The organism is Acinetobacter sp. WCHA55, assembly GCF_002165305.2.
Taxonomy (GTDB): Bacteria; Pseudomonadota; Gammaproteobacteria; order Pseudomonadales; family Moraxellaceae; genus Acinetobacter.
Genome location: NZ_CP032281.1, coordinates 1 through 16361 on the forward strand (window position 1 = coordinate 1; position 16361 = coordinate 16361).

Sequence of the window (16361 nt, forward strand, 5' to 3'; positions counted from 1 at the left end):
ATGCCTACCAGTGAATTAATAGTAAAAGATAACGCTTTAATTAATGCGAGTTATAATTTGGATACCGTAGAACAACGGTTAATTCTACTGGCCATCTTACAAGCAAGGGAAACAAGAACAGGGATTGATGCAAACACTAGGCTACGGATCCATGCCAGTGACTATATGAGCAGATTTAATGTTAATAAGCATGCTGCCTACAAAGCCCTAAAAACAGCGGTTACTAACCTTTTTGGTAGACAGTTTAGCTATCAAACAATTGATGAAAAAACAGGAAAATCAAAGAAAGTTATTTCTCGATGGGTTCAAAATATTTCTTATATTGATGATGCTGCAACCTTAGAGGTTACTTTTACAATGGATGTAGTACCCTTAATTACACGTTTAGAAAAACAATTTACAAGTTATCAGTTAAAACAAGTTACCCAATTAACAGGAAAATATGCCATTCGACTTTATGAATTGCTTATAGCATGGCGTGAAATCGGTAAGACTCCTATATTTGAGGTTTCTGACTTTCGTTCGAAGCTTGGCTTAAGTTCAGATGATTACCCAAGACTAGATACATTTAAACGACGTGTACTTGAATCAGCAGTCAAACAGATAAATGAACATACAGATATCATCGTTAAAGTTGAACAGCATAAAGAAGGTCGCTCTATTTCTGGATTCTCTTTTAGCTTCAAACAAAAAAGAAATCAGAATAAAACAATAGAACGTAAGAAAGATCCCAATACATTAGATATTTTTTCCAGAATAACAGATGCTCAACGCCACCTATTTGCTAACAAGCTTTCGGAACTACCTGAAATGGGGAAATACTCTCAGGGCACTGAAAGCTATCAACAGTTTGCAATAAGAATTGCTGAAATGCTTCAAGATCCTGCTAAGTTTCAAGAATTACATCCTTATCTTGAAAAAGTTGGCTATCGTTAAACTGCTGATGTAACGTTACATGATTAATTATTGTCTACAAGCATACAGATTTTTACTTGGGTTACATGATGAAAGCACTATCTGTTATTGAGTTATCACAACTTTATGGGATGAATCGACAAAGTATTTATAAGCGTATAAATAAAGGAGATTTATCAAAAAATAGTGATGGGAAAATAGATTTATCTGAAGCCATACGAGTATTTGGCGAACCATCTAATAAAAATAGTAATGTAACCACGTTACAGTCTACTGCGGTACAAAAAGAGACAGAAGTAGACATGCTAAAACAGCAGGTAGACATACTAAAAAAACAGCTAGAACTTGCACATGAGCGGGAAGTTTTCCAACGAGAACAACTAGAAGCAAAAGACAATCAAATAGAAGCAATACAACGACTGCTAGAAGCCCCAAAAACCAATATGACTACGTTTACCGATCAGAAACCTGGCCAGGATATAACAACGGATCCTCGGCCAGAACCAGAGCCGAAAGATGACGGATTGACTACTCCGGAGCAGACGGAAAATAAGCGTATTCCGGTGCCAGAGCATGTTGAACCGGAGCAGCCGAAAAGAGGGTGGTTAAGCCGGTTTTTCTTGCCGAATGGCTGAGGACATTATTCAACTGAGCTAATCAAAGGCGTGGAACATTGATCAAAGAATAGGCGTGGAACGTGAATAATCATAAAAAAGCCGTTCCAGTGCGCTGAACCCTAGAACGTCTTTGACTAAGATATTGATGCTTATAGAGAAATTTCAAGCATTACGTATAACGCGTATTATGTTAATTTTAGAAAATCTTCACTACTATTATTTTAAAATAAGCCTTATATCCAAGCATAAAACAAGGTTGTCTAGACTTCTTTTAACAGTAAAGTTATCATAAAACTGAATTTTATTTTTTAGGTAAGTTTATGCATTCTATCCGCATTCGTTAAGACACAACTATTTGCATAGTGACACTATTTTATAATGGTGGGCTTTTGTTGTGTCTTTAAGAATATATGCGGATATATAAAGTAAAAGTATGCTTAATTTATAAGTATGCTTTTAGTGCATAGTTTCCAGTTATAACTTAATTGACTAGCTATTTGTCCACCCTGTGGATGAATAGCTTTTTTTTTGGGAGGACACTGTGATGCTAGCTTTTGTTTTCACCTAAATCCTGTTTGCTGCATAAAAAATTTCAAGAGCTAAACAGGAGTAAATAAAAATGAGTTTAATTATTAAAGCGAGAAACATACGCTTGGATTATGCTGGGCGTGATGTTTTGGATATTGATGAATTGGAAATTCACTCTTATGACCGTATTGGTCTTGTGGGTGATAACGGAGCAGGAAAGAGTAGTTTACTCAAAGTACTTAATGGCGAAATTGTTTTAGCCGAAGCGACATTACAGCGTTTTGGTGATTTTGCACATATCAGCCAACTGGGCGGAATCGAAATAGAAACGGTCGAAGACCGGGCAATGTTATCTCGCCTTGGTGTTTCCAATGTACAAAACGACACAATGAGTGGCGGAGAGGAAACTCGTGCAAAAATTGCTGCCGCATTTTCCCAACAAGTACATGGCATTCTAGCGGATGAACCAACCAGCCACCTTGATCTCAATGGAATAGATCTACTTATTGGTCAACTTAAAGCATTTGATGGAGCATTACTTGTTATCAGTCATGACCGATATTTTCTTGATATGGTTGTAGACAAGATATGGGAGTTAAAAGACGGTAAAATTACGGAATATTGGGGTGGTTACTCGGATTACTTGCGTCAAAAAGAAGAAGAGCGACAACACCAAGCCGTAGAATATGAGCTGATGATGAAGGAACGGGAGCGATTAGAATCTGCTGTGCAAGAAAAACGCCAGCAAGCTAATCGATTAGACAATAAGAAAAAAGGAGAAAAATCCAAAAACTCTACCGAAAGTGCTGGACGACTTGGGCATGCAAAAATGACTGGCACCAAGCAAAGAAAACTGTATCAGGCAGCTAAGAGTATGGAAAAGCGTTTGGCTGCATTAGAAGATATTCAAGCACCAGAGCATTTGCGTTCTATTCGTTTTCGTCAAAGTTCAGCCCTAGAACTGCACAATAAGTTCCCGATTACGGCAGATGGTCTGAGCTTAAAATTTGGTAGCCGTACTATCTTTGATGACGCTAACTTTATAATACCGCTTGGCGCTAAAGTCGCTATAACTGGATCGAATGGAACAGGGAAAACGTCCTTGTTAAAAATGATATCAGAACGTGCTGATGGATTAACCATATCTCCAAAAGCTGAAATTGGCTACTTTACACAAACAGGATATAAATTTAACACGCATAAATCTGTGCTCTCCTTTATGCAGGAAGAGTGCGAGTACACAGTTGCGGAAATTCGTGCAGTATTGGCTTCAATGGGGATCGGAGCGAATGATATTCAAAAAAACTTATCCGACTTATCGGGAGGTGAAATCATCAAACTGCTTTTATCCAAAATGCTTTTAGGAAAATATAATATTTTGCTTATGGATGAACCAGGAAACTATCTTGACCTAAAAAGTATTGCCGCATTAGAAACAATGATGAAGTCCTATGCAGGAACTATTATCTTCGTATCTCATGACAAGCAATTGGTCGATAATATTGCTGACATTATCTACGAGATCAAAGACCACAAAATCATCAAGACTTTTGAGAGAGATTGTTAATGATAGCCAATCTAATCCGAACATTAATTATTGAACTCTTTAAAGGAAATTAAAAATGACAATTCAAGATATTCAATCACTTGCTGAAGCACACGGCTTGTTGCTTACGGACAAAATGAATTTCAATGAAATGGGCATTGATTTTAAGGTCGTTTTTGCTCTTGATACAAAGGGGCAACAATGGTTGCTGCGTATTCCTCGTCGTGATGGCATGAGGGAACAAATCAAGAAAGAAAAACGCATTTTAGAATTGGTAAAAAAACATCTTTCTGTAGAGGTTCCTGATTGGAGAATTTCATCTACAGAATTAGTGGCTTATCCCATACTTAAAGATAATCCTGTTTTAAATTTGGATGCTGAAACCTATGAAATAATTTGGAATATGGACAAAGATAGCCCGAAATACATAACATCTTTGGCAAAAACCTTATTTGAAATCCATAGTATTCCTGAAAAAGAAGTTCGGGAAAATGATTTGAAAATTATGAAACCTTCAGATTTAAGACCTGAAATAGCAAACAATTTGCAGTTAGTAAAATCTGAAATTGGTATAAGTGAGCAATTGGAAACCCGCTACAGAAAATGGTTGGATAATGATGTTCTATGGGCAGATTTCACCCAATTTATACATGGCGATTTATATGCTGGGCATGTACTAGCTTCAAAGGATGGAGCTGTTTCAGGCGTTATTGATTGGTCAACAGCCCATATAGATGACCCAGCGATTGATTTTGCTGGGCATGTAACTTTGTTTGGAGAAGAAAGCCTCAAAACTCTAATCATCGAGTATGAAAAACTAGGGGGTAAAGTTTGGAATAAACTATATGAACAGACTTTAGAAAGAGCAGCGGCCTCTCCTTTGATGTATGGTTTATTTGCCTTAGAAACTCAAAATGAAAGCCTTATCGTTGGAGCAAAAGCTCAGTTGGGAGTTATATAATTTAAAAATATGATTGCTGAGAACTGCCTTGTTTTGAAACTTGGTTGGCTTTAATTAGTTTTTAGTATTCTTTATAGAAAATGCCTCGATCAAGGGGCATTTCTAACAATCATTTAACATAAAATTTCTTATGTGAAGTAACCTGAATGCAGCGGTGCCGAGGGCGTTCAAAGTTCTGTGTCAGTAAATTTGACTAGATTTTAATTATATCATCTAATCGACCTTCAAAGTAAATGGATAATTGAGTAATGGTTTGTCCCCATTCCTGAATAGGCATTGTCCATTTTTCTGATGCCTGTTGAATACCAATATACAGTAATTTCATCAGACTATCCTCATTGGGGAAAGCTCCTTTGGTTTTGGTTAGTTTGCGGAATTGACGATGTACGGCTTCAACGGCATTGGTGGTGTAAATCGGCTTCCTAATCGCTTTAGGGTATTTGAAATAGGCGGATAGTAGATGCCATTTGGTACGCCATGACTGAATGACCACACCATATTTTTCGCCCCATTTTTCTTCTAGCTCATCCAGTGCTACTTCTGCCGCCCCTTTGGTATCAGCACGGTAAATTGGCTTTAAATCAGCCATAAATGCCTTCTGATCTTTACTGGCAACATAGCGTAAAGAATTACGGATTTGATGAACGATACACAGTTGTATTTCTGTTTGAGGGTAAATCGCTGCTATGGCTTCGGGGAAACCTTTTAGTCCATCTACACAGGCAATCAGAATATCCTGAACACCACGATTTTGTAGGTCTGTCAGTACACTAAGCCAATGGTTCGCCCCTTCGCTTTCCGACAAATGCAAGCCGAGTAGTTCCTTCTTACCTTCAACATTTAAAGCTAAAATGGTATAGATCGCTTTGCTCACATAAACACCTTTATCCTTCACTTTGTAATGTATGGCATCTAACCAAACAAAGGGATAAATTGTATCGAGTGGGCGTTGTTTCCATGCTTGTAACTGAGGGAGGAGCTTATCTGTAATATTGGTGATAGCACCATCTGAAATCTCCAATCCATACATATCAGCAACATGCTTTTGAATATCACGATAGCTCATACCAAGTGCATAGAGTGATATGATTTTATTGTCAATTTCTTCTGATAATTTGGTCTGGTTCTTTTTAACTAACTGTGGCTCAAATTCACCATTTCGATCTCTAGGGGTTTCAAGCTCAAATGAACCTGATGTAGATTTTACTGTCTTGCGAGTATAGCCATTGCGGCGATTACCTTGTTTCGGATTCGCTTCAATGTAATTCTCGATTTCTGCTTCAAGAGCAGCTTCGGTCAGCTGTTTAATTAAAGGGGTGAGTATGCCATTTTCTCCAGTCAGTGCTTGTCCTGACTGGAGTTGTTTTAAGGCTGTTTCAAAATCAAATGTAGTTGCCATAGTGCATCATTCCTGTTTTTAACAGTTTAAGGAAATGACACAGTTTTTTGAACACTACCGCGGTGCCCCATTGGGGGCGCGTTGAGATAAGCCTCTTTTAGATAACTTTAGCAACTCGATAGACAGTTGCAACTCCACAATTCACTGCTTTGGCAATTTCTTCCTTAGTCATATTGCCAACTACTAGCAATTCTTTTATTCGTTTATGTTTAGCCTCATTTGCCTTCTTGCCTGTTGGTTTGTAACCCGAACGTGCCAGGCCCTGCTTAATACGTTCTATACGTTTCTCATTGTCTAGGCGGGCCATTGTTGCCAGAAGATCAATCAACATATTGTTGATGAGTTCCAAGATTGAATGAGTAATGCTGTCACTGGTTTGAATCATTTGGTAGGTAGTAGGAAGATCTGCTACGACTAAACGAAGTCCCTTCTCCTGGATCCTGCGCTTCAGCTCTTGAAAATCTCGTTGGGTTAGGCGTGATAAGCGGTCAATACTTTCAACTAACAATGTGTCACCTTGATTTGCTTCTGACAGTAGCTTATTCAATTCAGGTCGGTCTAACTTCGTACCACTATAGTTTTCCACGTACACAATGGTTTCACCCAAATTCAAGTTTTGGTTTAGATCCTGAAGAATCTGCAAAGCCCTTTCTGCATCTTGATCTTTAGTTGAAGCTCGTAGATAAATACGTGTATTCATTTCTATCATTTAATCTTAATTCTATTAGATTAATGATAATACTATCATTTAATTATTGCATTAAGTCTAATGATAGATATTGTATGCGATTTGGCTCGCTATCATTCAGGTATAGTCTTTTGATAAAAAAAGCATGACTAAAAGCCATGCCTTGGGTGTTATTCCTAAGTAGAAATGTCCTACCTAATAACCAAATAGAAATGTCCTATATGGACATTTCCAAGTCAAGCACAGGATTTAGATTTCGTTCTTGAATTGCTGTTTTCTGTGCACGTCTGCTTGGCATCTTTTGAGAACGATTACGTTTGTTTTGCTGTTCCAGTTCTTCATGCTGTTGTTGGATATGATTCAGAACAGCACCCAACCGTTTATTCTCAACAATCTCTCGCTGATTCAGCTGACTTAATTTATCGAAGAGGCTGTAATTGATCTTTCGGCTATTATGCATGATGGCTACAGTACCATCCGGGTATTCAAGGAACTCAAGATACTTACCGATCAACCTTTGATTTTCTTCGGTGTTTTCCAGGAGATATACGCATTTATCATAAGTAATCGTCAGACTATTCGTGACTCTGCGGGGTTCACGCCAAGTAAAAATATCATCTAATTCTTCGGCTGTTTCAGTGATAGACCGATGTAGATTCTTAGGATTAAAAGCCATCTTGGCGAACTTCTGATTGAACTCCTCAATGAAGCAGGGTAGCCAGACATTAGCTTGCTCAATCGAACAGATGCCTTTCAGGCGCATCTCCTTGATCAGACGGTCCTGAAGGGTTCTGTTGGCCCGTTCCACACGGCCTTTGGCCTGCGGTGAATTAGCGAAGATGATATCGATATTCAGGGTGCTGAGTACACGTCCAAACTGGGTAATCTTGGTGTCTTTCTTGCTGCTTTGATTCACTCTAAAGACTGAATGTTTGTCGCTGTAAAACGCTAAAGGCTTACCGTGCTGTTCGACATATAAGCGTGTTGAAATCATATAGTCAAAGGTTGATTCTGACTCACAGAAGCGTAAATGCTGCAATTTTCCTGTAGCATCATCGATAAACACCAGCAGACAGCATTTAGCAGCGCGTCCTTCAAACCAGTCATGGTGTGAGCCATCAATTTGGATCAGTTCACCAAAGCAATCCCGGTTGTAACGAGGCTGATACGGTCGTTTCAGGCGCTTGGATCTAGGCATCCATAAGTCAGCTGCAATCATCCAAGAACGCAGGGTTTCTACTGAAAGATCGAATCCATGTACGGTGGTAAGCTTTTCATGCGCTAAAGTGGGTCCGAAACCATGCAGTTGGTCAGAAACAATATTGAGGCACTTGAGTCTGAGTTCTTCAGGAAGTTTAGAATTGCTGATTTGGCCACGACCGGCATGGGCTAATGCAGATGGACCTTGAGCTTTGTATTTCTGCAGTAAGCGTCTGATCTGACGTTCTGAAATATGAAGTAGCTGAGCAGCCTGGGATTGAGTTATGCGTTGATCGCAGATTTCCTGCAAGACCGACAATCGTTTAAGTTCTTTATCCGACATAGACACCAACATATCAAACCGTCCGCTAAGGAAATTGCAGAAGTGCATATTCTAAAAGCGGACATTTTTACTTTGGAGAAACCGGACATTTCTATTTTGGAGTTACATTGGGAATTCGTATAACGTGTATTATGTTAATTTTAGATAAACTATAGAATCCATTAGTTTTTAAACCAATAAATTAAATATTTTATGGAACTCCAGAATATTTATTCAGGCGATACTTAAGCAATAAGGGTAGGGTGATTACATAAAGTATTGCAGCTAATGCCCATACCATTCCAGGAGCTGATGCCCGAGTCATAAAATAGAGGCTAGTAACTAATACAGGACCAATTATAGCCCCCAGACTATTAAAACTGCTTAATAGCCCTTGTAATTCACCTTGTCTTTCATCACTAATACCTCTGGACATCATTGCTTGCAAAGCAGGAACGGCTACTCCACCAAGGGCAAACAATGGTAACAACGCAAAAGGCACCCATTCTTCAACAGCAATAGATAAAAGAAGTAAACCAATTGCATCGCAAGCTATTCCACATAACAACGTATTTTTCTCTCCAAACCTCTTTACCATAGGGGCGATAGCAAAAGCCTGTGCAATAGAATGGCATATTCCATAACTAGCAAGGGAAACACCTGCAATAAATATACTCCAGCCATAACGATCCTGCCCATAGATAACCCATAAAGTTGCGGGGACTTGTGAAACCAATGTGATAATTAAAAAGATACCAAGCAATGGAGCCATATTAGGTTGAGTGATCAAATAGGATAATTTCTTTAATATTGATTGCTCCTGAACCTTCTCAGTCATTTTATTGCTGTGTTTTGATTCTTTTAATAAGACTGCTGTCATTATTAAATTAATCCCATTCATAAAAGCAGCAGCAAAGAACGGTGCATGTAAGTTCCATTCACCCAAAACTCCACCTATTACCGGACCCGCTATAAACCCAATACCAAAGACAGCTCCAAGGAGACCAAACCTTTTTGCACGCTCATGGGCTGGAGTAATATCTGAAACATAAGCTGTTGCAACAGCCATGTTGGCACCTGTAATTCCCGCAAAAATACGACCAATATATAGCCACAATAGAGAAGGAGCAGCAGCCATTAGGAGATAATCAGCCGTTGCACCAGCAATTGAAATAATTAATACAGGTCGACGTCCAAATCGGTCACTCAACGCTCCAAGGATAGGTGTAAAAATGAACTGCATCAGAGCATACACAGCTAATAAAGCACCATAGTGAACACCGCCTGCTTCAGCTCCAGCCAATGACCGTAATAATTCAGGCAAGATCGGCATAATTAAACCAATCCCAACAGCATCCAGAAATATAGTGATTAAAATCACGCTCAATGATTTCTTCACAAATGTCTTCTCTAGCAATGATAGAATTAATATTCTCTCACACACTCCCTATCAGTGATAGATTTATGAGTAAAAAAGATATTGCACCTCAACGTCTGACACGTGAAATAGTCCTGCGTACCGCATTGGATATGTTGAATGAAGAAGGCATAGATTCAATAACCACACGCAAGCTAGCTCAACGATTGGGTATTAAATCTCCAACTCTATATTGGCATTTCAAGAATAAATCCTTGTTAATGGAAGCAATGGCGGAAACCATTATAAATGAACACCATTTAGTTTCTTTACCCATCGATGGGATGACATGGCAAGATTGGTTGCTCGCTAATTCTGTAAGCTTTCGTCGAGCACTACTAGCTTACCGTGATGGTGCTCGTCTACATGCAAGAACTAGCCCCAGTCAAGGACATTTCAACACGATTGAGGCCCAAGTTGCGCTGTTATCTCATGCTGGGTTTTCTCCTGTTGAAGCAGTTGCATTACTTATGACATTAGGAAGGTTTATTGTTGGGTGGGTCCTTGAGGAGCAGCAAGAAGAAATAAGATCAGACCCACCATTCGAAGCCGATCCAACTATATATCCACTCATGCTCCAAGGAGTGAATACCTTACAAAATATGAATGCGGATGACATTTTTGAAAATGGGATTCGTATGGTGATTATCGGTGCTGAAAGACAACTTGATATTAAAATGCAAACTTAACTCTATACTGCTTTAAGCAACTGTTCTATTTAGTAATAAAGCTTTTATCCTTAATTATTTAACATAATAGAGCTTATACGAAACGTTTTTTTAATATTACTTTAAGATCAGTATCTTATCGTTATTCATACCCTTTGGAACGTTCTCGTTCAACCGACTTGGAAACAAGTCGGTTTCTTTTTAAGCAAAACTGTAACTTTTAGCCAATAAGATTGATCAGAAAACATTCGTTTTTGTATTTTTTCCTGATTTCTCAATGGTCCAGATTCAGAAATAATCCCCAATTTCTGCGGACAACTCTTGGGATAAAATAGGCCAACTTTGTAAGCTAAAACTTACACAGATTTAAGGATTTTGCGGATTGGTAATCCAAAGCATTAGCCCTATGATGAATACATAAGGGAACTGGATGTTTCCAGAAAACAATAATAAGAAAATTGCGCAAGGAATGGGCAGCACGAGATCAGTAAGACGAGCAACCCGATATGAAAAAGCCCGACAGGATGTCGGGCTTTTTTATTGCCTGCATTTAAGGTCTAATCAGTCTTAGCCAATTCATTTTGGTTGATAAGTTTAATCAGCGCATTTTGAACAAACTCATCAAGTTCAATCCCTTTTTCTTTTATGATGGTTTCTATCTCTGCTATCGTTTCACTTTCTAACTCGAACTCGATTTCTGCTGATGTTTCCATAAGTAAATCATAGTTATTTTCGACCATCTTTTTAAAGGTTTCTTCTAGATCTTTTGTTGATGGAATATTGAAAGATAAGCGTAATGAGCTATTGATAATTTCAACATGGGTATACCCTAAATACTCAGTACTTTTTCCTACAAATCCTAAGTGCTTCATAAAAAACCTTAAATAAATATAGTAGAGAGCTGTCTAAATTAAGCCAGACTCTCTTTTACAAATTTTGGATCAACAATAAATAATCAAATAACGCCGATTATGTTAATTTTAGAAAGTCTTCAAGCTCACCTTAAAGAATTAATCTACTAGAGGATGCTCTTTCATTAAATTCTGTATGTCATTTGGGTCATAACAACCACATAAGCCTAGAAGCACTACGTCTGATATCTCATCAATACAACAACCTGAAACGATTTGCATACGTTGATTTTTGTCATATCCAAAAACTGTATATGTAAAATCTTCATCATCAAAATGATCTTTACAGACTGAACAGCAATCAGGGTATTTCTTCAAAACCTCATCAATATCTTTTTGCTGAGTAACAGTAACGCTCATATAACAACTCAAATAACTTTTCTTGGTCATAATTTTACATCTATATTTTTCTGAATATCCTTTTATTTAGCATGATGGGCGTTATTCGAAACGAAAGCTACCAGCTCTCGTTTTTTGTTATGGAAACTGCTAAAATTCAAATACGCCATTGACGTATAAAGAGTCCATGTTATTTATTGAAACCAGCATCTTTACCAAGCAAATTAAAGACCTTGTATCTGATGAGGAATATCGTCAACTTCAGCAAGATCTTTTGGTACAGCCTGATAGAGGTGATCTAATCAAGAATGGCGGTGGTATTCGCAAAGTACGTTGTGCTCAAGGTAACAAAGGGAAAAGTGGTGGGATACGGGTGATTTATTATTGGGTCACCGAGGATGATCAGATCTTTTTCTTAGTGGCTTATCCAAAATCAGTAAAAGATAATTTAACAGATAAGGAAACTGCCATTCTGCGCCAACTCGTGAAGGAGCAATTTCATGGATAACAACTTATTTGATGACTTGGTTGCTTCAATCAAAGAAGCTGGAGCTATCAAACGTAAAGAAGTTAAAGCAAGCCGAGTTACAGAACTCGAATTGCCTGATATTAAAGAAGTACGTGAAAAAACTGGCTTGAGCCAAAATGAATTTGCTGCACGTCTACATATTAGCCCCCGTACCCTGCAAAATTGGGAACAGGGACGACGCTATCCAACTGGACCAGCAGCTACATTGATTCGAATTTTAGATGCTCATCCAAGTCTTATTTGAAAAAATTACTTAAAAAATGGGAGCTTAATGCTCCCATTTTTAGATTCGTATAACGTGTATTATGTTAATTTTAGAAAATTTAAAAGGAATTTATGTCTAACTACACTAACTACCTTAATCTTTCCACTAGAGCTATATGTGATGCTGTCATGAGCTTTGATCAAGCTCGTTCTGCTGAAAAAATGATGGGGTGGGAGTACGTTGGAGAAGATAATTCAGCTTGGGAAGAAGGTCCTTATTTAGCATCAGGGGCAAATCAGAAAGATATAGATAGAAACCACCCATACTGTATGAGATCAAGCATCTATATGCGTGCAATAGCAGGGATTGTTTTAGATAATCAGTTTAGTAATACGGGGAAAACTCATATACCAACATCTAAAATTAAATCACATCAATCAAGGGTTGAACCTATTATTGCAAAGTTAATTATGATTGAACAATTTGAAATTTTTAAAGATTTTATGGTTTCTTGTGATGGTCCATACAATAAGAAACAAGTAGAAAAATGGGTGGGAAAACTTCCAGATGACGTATTGAGTGAAATATCACGTTTAACATTAAGAAGAAATGCATTAACTCATGACATTGATTATGAACTTCCAACAATGAAAGAAGCGGTGGAATTTTTTTATACTTTAAGATTCATTGTAACCAATCATTTTAATTTTCCTTATAAAAATAAGTGAAGATTCAAAGGTCTAAAAATTCGCTATAATAGCCAATGATTAAAACGTTCCCATTTTAGGGAATATGTAAAAAAGATACCAAAAAGGTAACATTTACTATAAAATTATCTCTAGGGAAGTCATGAAAGTATTAGGTTTAGATTTATTAACTGATTTCTCTAAAAAGCATGCTAATGCTAAATCGCAATTAGATGCTTGGTATGCCGAAGCTAAACAAGCTAATTGGAAAACAACTCATGATATTAAGCAACGATATAGCTCTGCAGATTTTTTATCTGATAACAGAGTGATATTTAACATCAAGGGAAATGACTATCGCCTTGTGGTTAAAGTTAGATATCAAAACGGTATCGTGAAAATTGAATGGTTAGGTACTCATGCTGAGTATAGTAAAAAGAAGTTTTAGGAACTGGCTATGAATCTAAAAATTATAAAAAATGCTAATGATCATGCAGAAGCTCTTAAAAGATTAGATGAATTATTTGATTTAGACCCTATCGAGGGATCTAAAGAGAGTAATGAGTTAGATGTCTTGGCTCTGTTAATTGAACAATATGAAATGGAAAAATTTCCTATTGATAAGCCAACACCTATCGAAGCCATTAAATTTCGTATGGATCAACAAGGTTTAAAAGCTAAAGATCTTGTGCCTTATATAGGATCAGCTCCGAAAGTTTCAGAAGTTCTAAATAATAAACGTTCACTTAGTTTATCTATGATCAGAAAATTGAGTGAAGGTTTAGATATTCCAGTAGATATCTTAATTCAAGACTGTGATAGCTTAGAAACTTACCATGATAATTTAGATTACAGACAATTTCCTTTAGTCGAAATTTTTAAGAGAGGTTATTTAACTAACTTTTCAGGCAGTCTTAATGATCTAAAAGAATATGCTTCTGAGCATATAAGCGATTTTTTAAAGAAAGCAGGATTTAATTCTAATTTCCAACCTATGTTAGCTCGAAGTAGTGCTAATTTAAGTGGCAATTCGAAAGAATTTGATGCTTATGCAAGATTGATATGGCAAGCACAAATTATACATAAAGCTAATTGCTTGAATATCAATCAAGAGTATACCGTTGGGACGGTAACAAAAGAATGGATGCAAGAGGTTGCAAAACTATCCTGGTATCAATCGGGCCCACAACTAGCAATAGAGCATTTAAAGAAATTTGGAATAACTGTTGTTCTCGAGAAACATTTACCTAAAACCTATTTAGATGGTGCCGTATGTTTTCATAATGGAAAGCCTATAATAGCCTTGACATTAAGACGCGATACTATCGACAATTTTTGGTTTACTCTCATGCATGAGTTAGCTCACATATCTCTTCATTTTGATCAAAATGAAGAGTGGTTTTTAGATGATTTAGAGCAAACTTGTGATGATCCTAGAGAAGATGAAGCGAATGCTTTAGCTAGAGAAGTTTTGATTCCAAATAACGTATTTTATAACTATCCTCATACTGATAAAGGAATTTCTGATATGGCAAGCCATTTAAGAATTTCGCCTTGTATCGTTGCTGGTAGAATTAGATTTGAAAGTGATAACTTCAAGTTATTTGGGCAAAAATTTAGAGATAGAACAAGTAAAATACTTAAAATTTAGAACTAGAAATAACCGGATACTATCAAGTGTTCGGTTATTTAACATAAAATCTCTTATACGCAGCCCAGGTTAATCCTGGGCTTTTTGTTCAATCTGATCCTTGGCCTCAAACATACCAGGATTGGTAATCTGGATATTGTCCTGACAATTTCCGCAAAGCATCAGCCCTGCAAAAAGCTGTACGTTTTCCCTTGAATCACAGAAAGCACATGGTTTAGAGAGTTGAATAATATTGCTCATGGCTTTTTCCCCTCAAAGTAGTGATGTTGGGCATATGTGTTTCCCTTTGCTTGCATTCCTCGAATGTCTTCTTGATCGACTTTTAAGTGCATCAGCATACCCATTTGAAACATATATATCTGACTAAAGTCTGCAAAGAATCTTTTGTTCAGATAATTGGCTTCAGTAAACTTATCTAGGGAATAATTAATTTGCTTTTCAAAATCATTCACCAATGTTTCAATCCGACTGGCCTGCCGTTCAATACTGGCCATCTGTAAATTACTGGTCAGCAGATCCCGCAAATAAGTCCCTAATTTATCGCCCTTCAACTGCGCCAAACGCTCATATTCTTGTGCGACCTGATTGTCTAATCTGACGGCAACGGTTCGAGTACTGTTCATGAAAAACTCCTATCATTTGTTTTCAATCTAAGCACCTAATTTCTAAAAAGTAACTATCAAATATAAGTAAACACTGTGTTAAGTTTTAATGATTACAGGTTAAATATCTAATATAAAAAGAGAAATTTAAATAAAAGCGTAAACAAAGGTGATTACAATCTATCTTATTGTTTTGTAAGTAAATATTGCACTTTATCTGCAACAAAAAGTGTTTACAGCTAAGCCTATGAAATGCAACAAAAAACATGATAAAAGCGTAAACGCTTTCCAGACAGATGAAAAATCGCTGTATCCCTTATAGGGTAAGGCTTTGGAGCCTTTATCTTTAGATGCGTGGTGTGTGAACCAAAAATTGCCGGTATGTACCGGCTCCCAATCCATTTAATTGACTGAACTGACAGTAAAGATAGTGCTTGGCCAAAAGAGATCCTGACTATTGTGTTTCTTAAGAGAAAAATCTATAAGCGGAAACTTTAGCCTACAGGTCAAAAATAAAACCCAAGTTAAAACGCTCTCACATGCGATTTCAGCCACATTTTTACTTAAGACATAGAATCCACTATTGAAATGAGTAATCAGATCAAAAAACGCAAATGAGCGCCAAATAGAGGCTATTTTTTCTAATCGGGATGAATAGAGTGAGTGTCTACGAGCGAAGTACCAAAATTTGCCCCCAGACTCTCTGAAAAACAGCTTTTTAGGCTGTGAAGCCTAAATAAGCGTAAATCACATGCAGAAAATTGGGTCTAGATCGAGCGTAGCGAGTAAAAAAGCTTTATGAGCGAAGCGAATTCCGAGTTTCTTTTGCTCTTGCTTTTGCTTTTTCTTAAAGTCACAACAGGATGATCTAAAAAATTGCCCCACGAATCGAGCGAAAGCGAGATTCAATAGAGTTTGAGCGTAGCGAAAACCAAGGGCAATTTTTCCTTGCTATGGCTTTTAATTATTTTAAAGTTTTTAAATGCTTTTAAAAACACTGAAATCCTTTATTTATAGGGTATACAGTGGATATATAACACCAAAAAGTCACCTATACAACACCAAAAAGTCACCTATACAACACCAAAAAGTCACCTATACAACACCAAAAAGTCACCTATTTACACCATTAATTAATGATGGTGTAATAACACCACGTATAATAAAGGTGTAGCAA

Annotated in this window: 18 protein-coding genes; 10 read left to right on the plus strand and 8 right to left on the minus strand. The window is 37.2% G+C overall.

Translation table 11 applies throughout. The features are described from left to right. The 4 genes from repM (at nt 1) to CDG62_RS00460 (ending at nt 4567) form a co-directional block, all read left to right on the plus strand. Nucleotides 1–936 carry a replication initiation protein RepM gene (gene repM, locus CDG62_RS00445; protein ID WP_087528873.1) on the plus strand — a complete coding sequence of 312 codons (936 nt, stop codon included), beginning with the start codon at nt 1–3 and terminating at the stop codon, nt 934–936. 68 nt (nt 937–1004) lie between these two features. Then, on the plus strand, nt 1005–1550 hold the full coding sequence (locus tag CDG62_RS00450) for a plasmid replication DNA-binding protein (RefSeq protein ID WP_171405699.1): 546 nt from the start codon (nt 1005–1007) through the stop codon (nt 1548–1550). 601 nt (nt 1551–2151) lie between these two features. After that, complete coding sequence (msr(E), locus tag CDG62_RS00455) at nt 2152–3627, plus strand: ABC-F type ribosomal protection protein Msr(E) (RefSeq protein ID WP_000052512.1); 1476 nt, start codon at nt 2152–2154, stop codon at nt 3625–3627. 55 nt (nt 3628–3682) lie between these two features. Further along, a complete protein-coding gene (locus tag CDG62_RS00460; protein WP_000155092.1) occupies nt 3683–4567 on the plus strand; it encodes an Mph(E) family macrolide 2'-phosphotransferase in 885 nt (294 codons plus the stop codon). 193 nt (nt 4568–4760) lie between these two features. On the opposite strand, the gene CDG62_RS00465 is transcribed toward CDG62_RS00460, so the two are convergent. The 4 genes from CDG62_RS00465 to tet(39) form a co-directional block, all read right to left on the minus strand. Further along, on the minus strand, nt 4761–5966 hold the full coding sequence (locus CDG62_RS00465) for an IS256 family transposase (RefSeq protein ID WP_004973108.1): 1206 nt from the start codon (nt 5964–5966) through the stop codon (nt 4761–4763). A 97-nt stretch (nt 5967–6063) separates the two neighbouring features. Beyond that, nucleotides 6064–6675: a recombinase family protein gene (locus CDG62_RS00470; protein ID WP_015060246.1), complete on the minus strand. Its 612-nt coding sequence runs from the start codon at nt 6673–6675 to the stop codon at nt 6064–6066. 196 nt (nt 6676–6871) lie between these two features. Further along, nucleotides 6872–8197 (minus strand): ISNCY family transposase, encoded by a 1326-nt coding sequence (locus CDG62_RS00475; protein WP_020899627.1) that lies wholly within the window; start codon nt 8195–8197, stop codon nt 6872–6874. A gap of 190 nt (nt 8198–8387) precedes the next feature. After that, complete coding sequence (gene tet(39), locus CDG62_RS00485) at nt 8388–9575, minus strand: tetracycline efflux MFS transporter Tet(39) (RefSeq protein ID WP_087528866.1); 1188 nt, start codon at nt 9573–9575, stop codon at nt 8388–8390. A gap of 65 nt (nt 9576–9640) precedes the next feature. Here tet(39) and CDG62_RS00490 point away from each other — a divergent pair, with 65 nt between their 5' ends. Then, complete coding sequence (locus CDG62_RS00490; RefSeq protein WP_004787586.1) at nt 9641–10282, plus strand: TetR/AcrR family transcriptional regulator C-terminal domain-containing protein; 642 nt, start codon at nt 9641–9643, stop codon at nt 10280–10282. 536 nt (nt 10283–10818) lie between these two features. Here CDG62_RS00490 and CDG62_RS00495 read toward each other — a convergent pair. Next, nucleotides 10819–11133 (minus strand): hypothetical protein, encoded by a 315-nt coding sequence (locus CDG62_RS00495; protein WP_087528868.1) that lies wholly within the window; start codon nt 11131–11133, stop codon nt 10819–10821. Between the two features lie 138 nt (nt 11134–11271). Next, nucleotides 11272–11532, minus strand: coding sequence for a hypothetical protein (locus tag CDG62_RS00500; RefSeq protein WP_087528869.1), 261 nt, complete (start codon nt 11530–11532; stop codon nt 11272–11274). 166 nt (nt 11533–11698) lie between these two features. Between CDG62_RS00500 and CDG62_RS00505 the strand changes: the two genes are divergently transcribed. From CDG62_RS00505 to CDG62_RS00525, 5 genes are all read left to right on the plus strand, one after another. Then, nucleotides 11699–12019 carry a type II toxin-antitoxin system RelE/ParE family toxin gene (locus tag CDG62_RS00505; protein WP_039253786.1) on the plus strand — a complete coding sequence of 107 codons (321 nt, stop codon included), beginning with the start codon at nt 11699–11701 and terminating at the stop codon, nt 12017–12019. Beyond that, nucleotides 12012–12284, plus strand: coding sequence for a NadS family protein (gene nadS, locus CDG62_RS00510; RefSeq protein ID WP_000369781.1), 273 nt, complete (start codon nt 12012–12014; stop codon nt 12282–12284). The genes CDG62_RS00505 and nadS overlap by 8 nt, the downstream gene beginning before the upstream one ends. Before the next feature lie 92 nt (nt 12285–12376). Next, a complete protein-coding gene (locus tag CDG62_RS00515; RefSeq protein WP_087528870.1) occupies nt 12377–12973 on the plus strand; it encodes a hypothetical protein in 597 nt (198 codons plus the stop codon). Nucleotides 12974–13094: 121 nt separating this feature from the next. Next, nucleotides 13095–13379 (plus strand): type II toxin-antitoxin system HigB family toxin, encoded by a 285-nt coding sequence (locus tag CDG62_RS00520; protein WP_087528871.1) that lies wholly within the window; start codon nt 13095–13097, stop codon nt 13377–13379. Nucleotides 13380–13388: 9 nt separating this feature from the next. Beyond that, nucleotides 13389–14582, plus strand: a complete 1194-nt coding sequence (locus CDG62_RS00525) for an ImmA/IrrE family metallo-endopeptidase (RefSeq protein ID WP_087528872.1) — start codon at nt 13389–13391, stop codon at nt 14580–14582. Nucleotides 14583–14651: 69 nt separating this feature from the next. Here the strand turns inward: CDG62_RS00525 and CDG62_RS19265 are convergent, their stop codons facing one another. Together CDG62_RS19265 and CDG62_RS00530 are read right to left on the minus strand one after the other, a co-directional pair. After that, nucleotides 14652–14822 carry a hypothetical protein gene (locus CDG62_RS19265; RefSeq protein ID WP_162904002.1) on the minus strand — a complete coding sequence of 57 codons (171 nt, stop codon included), beginning with the start codon at nt 14820–14822 and terminating at the stop codon, nt 14652–14654. Beyond that, nucleotides 14819–15205 carry a hypothetical protein gene (locus CDG62_RS00530; RefSeq protein WP_086183207.1) on the minus strand — a complete coding sequence of 129 codons (387 nt, stop codon included), beginning with the start codon at nt 15203–15205 and terminating at the stop codon, nt 14819–14821. Before CDG62_RS00530 ends, CDG62_RS19265 begins: the two co-directional genes overlap by 4 nt. Nucleotides 15206–16361: the final 1156 nt, after the last annotated feature.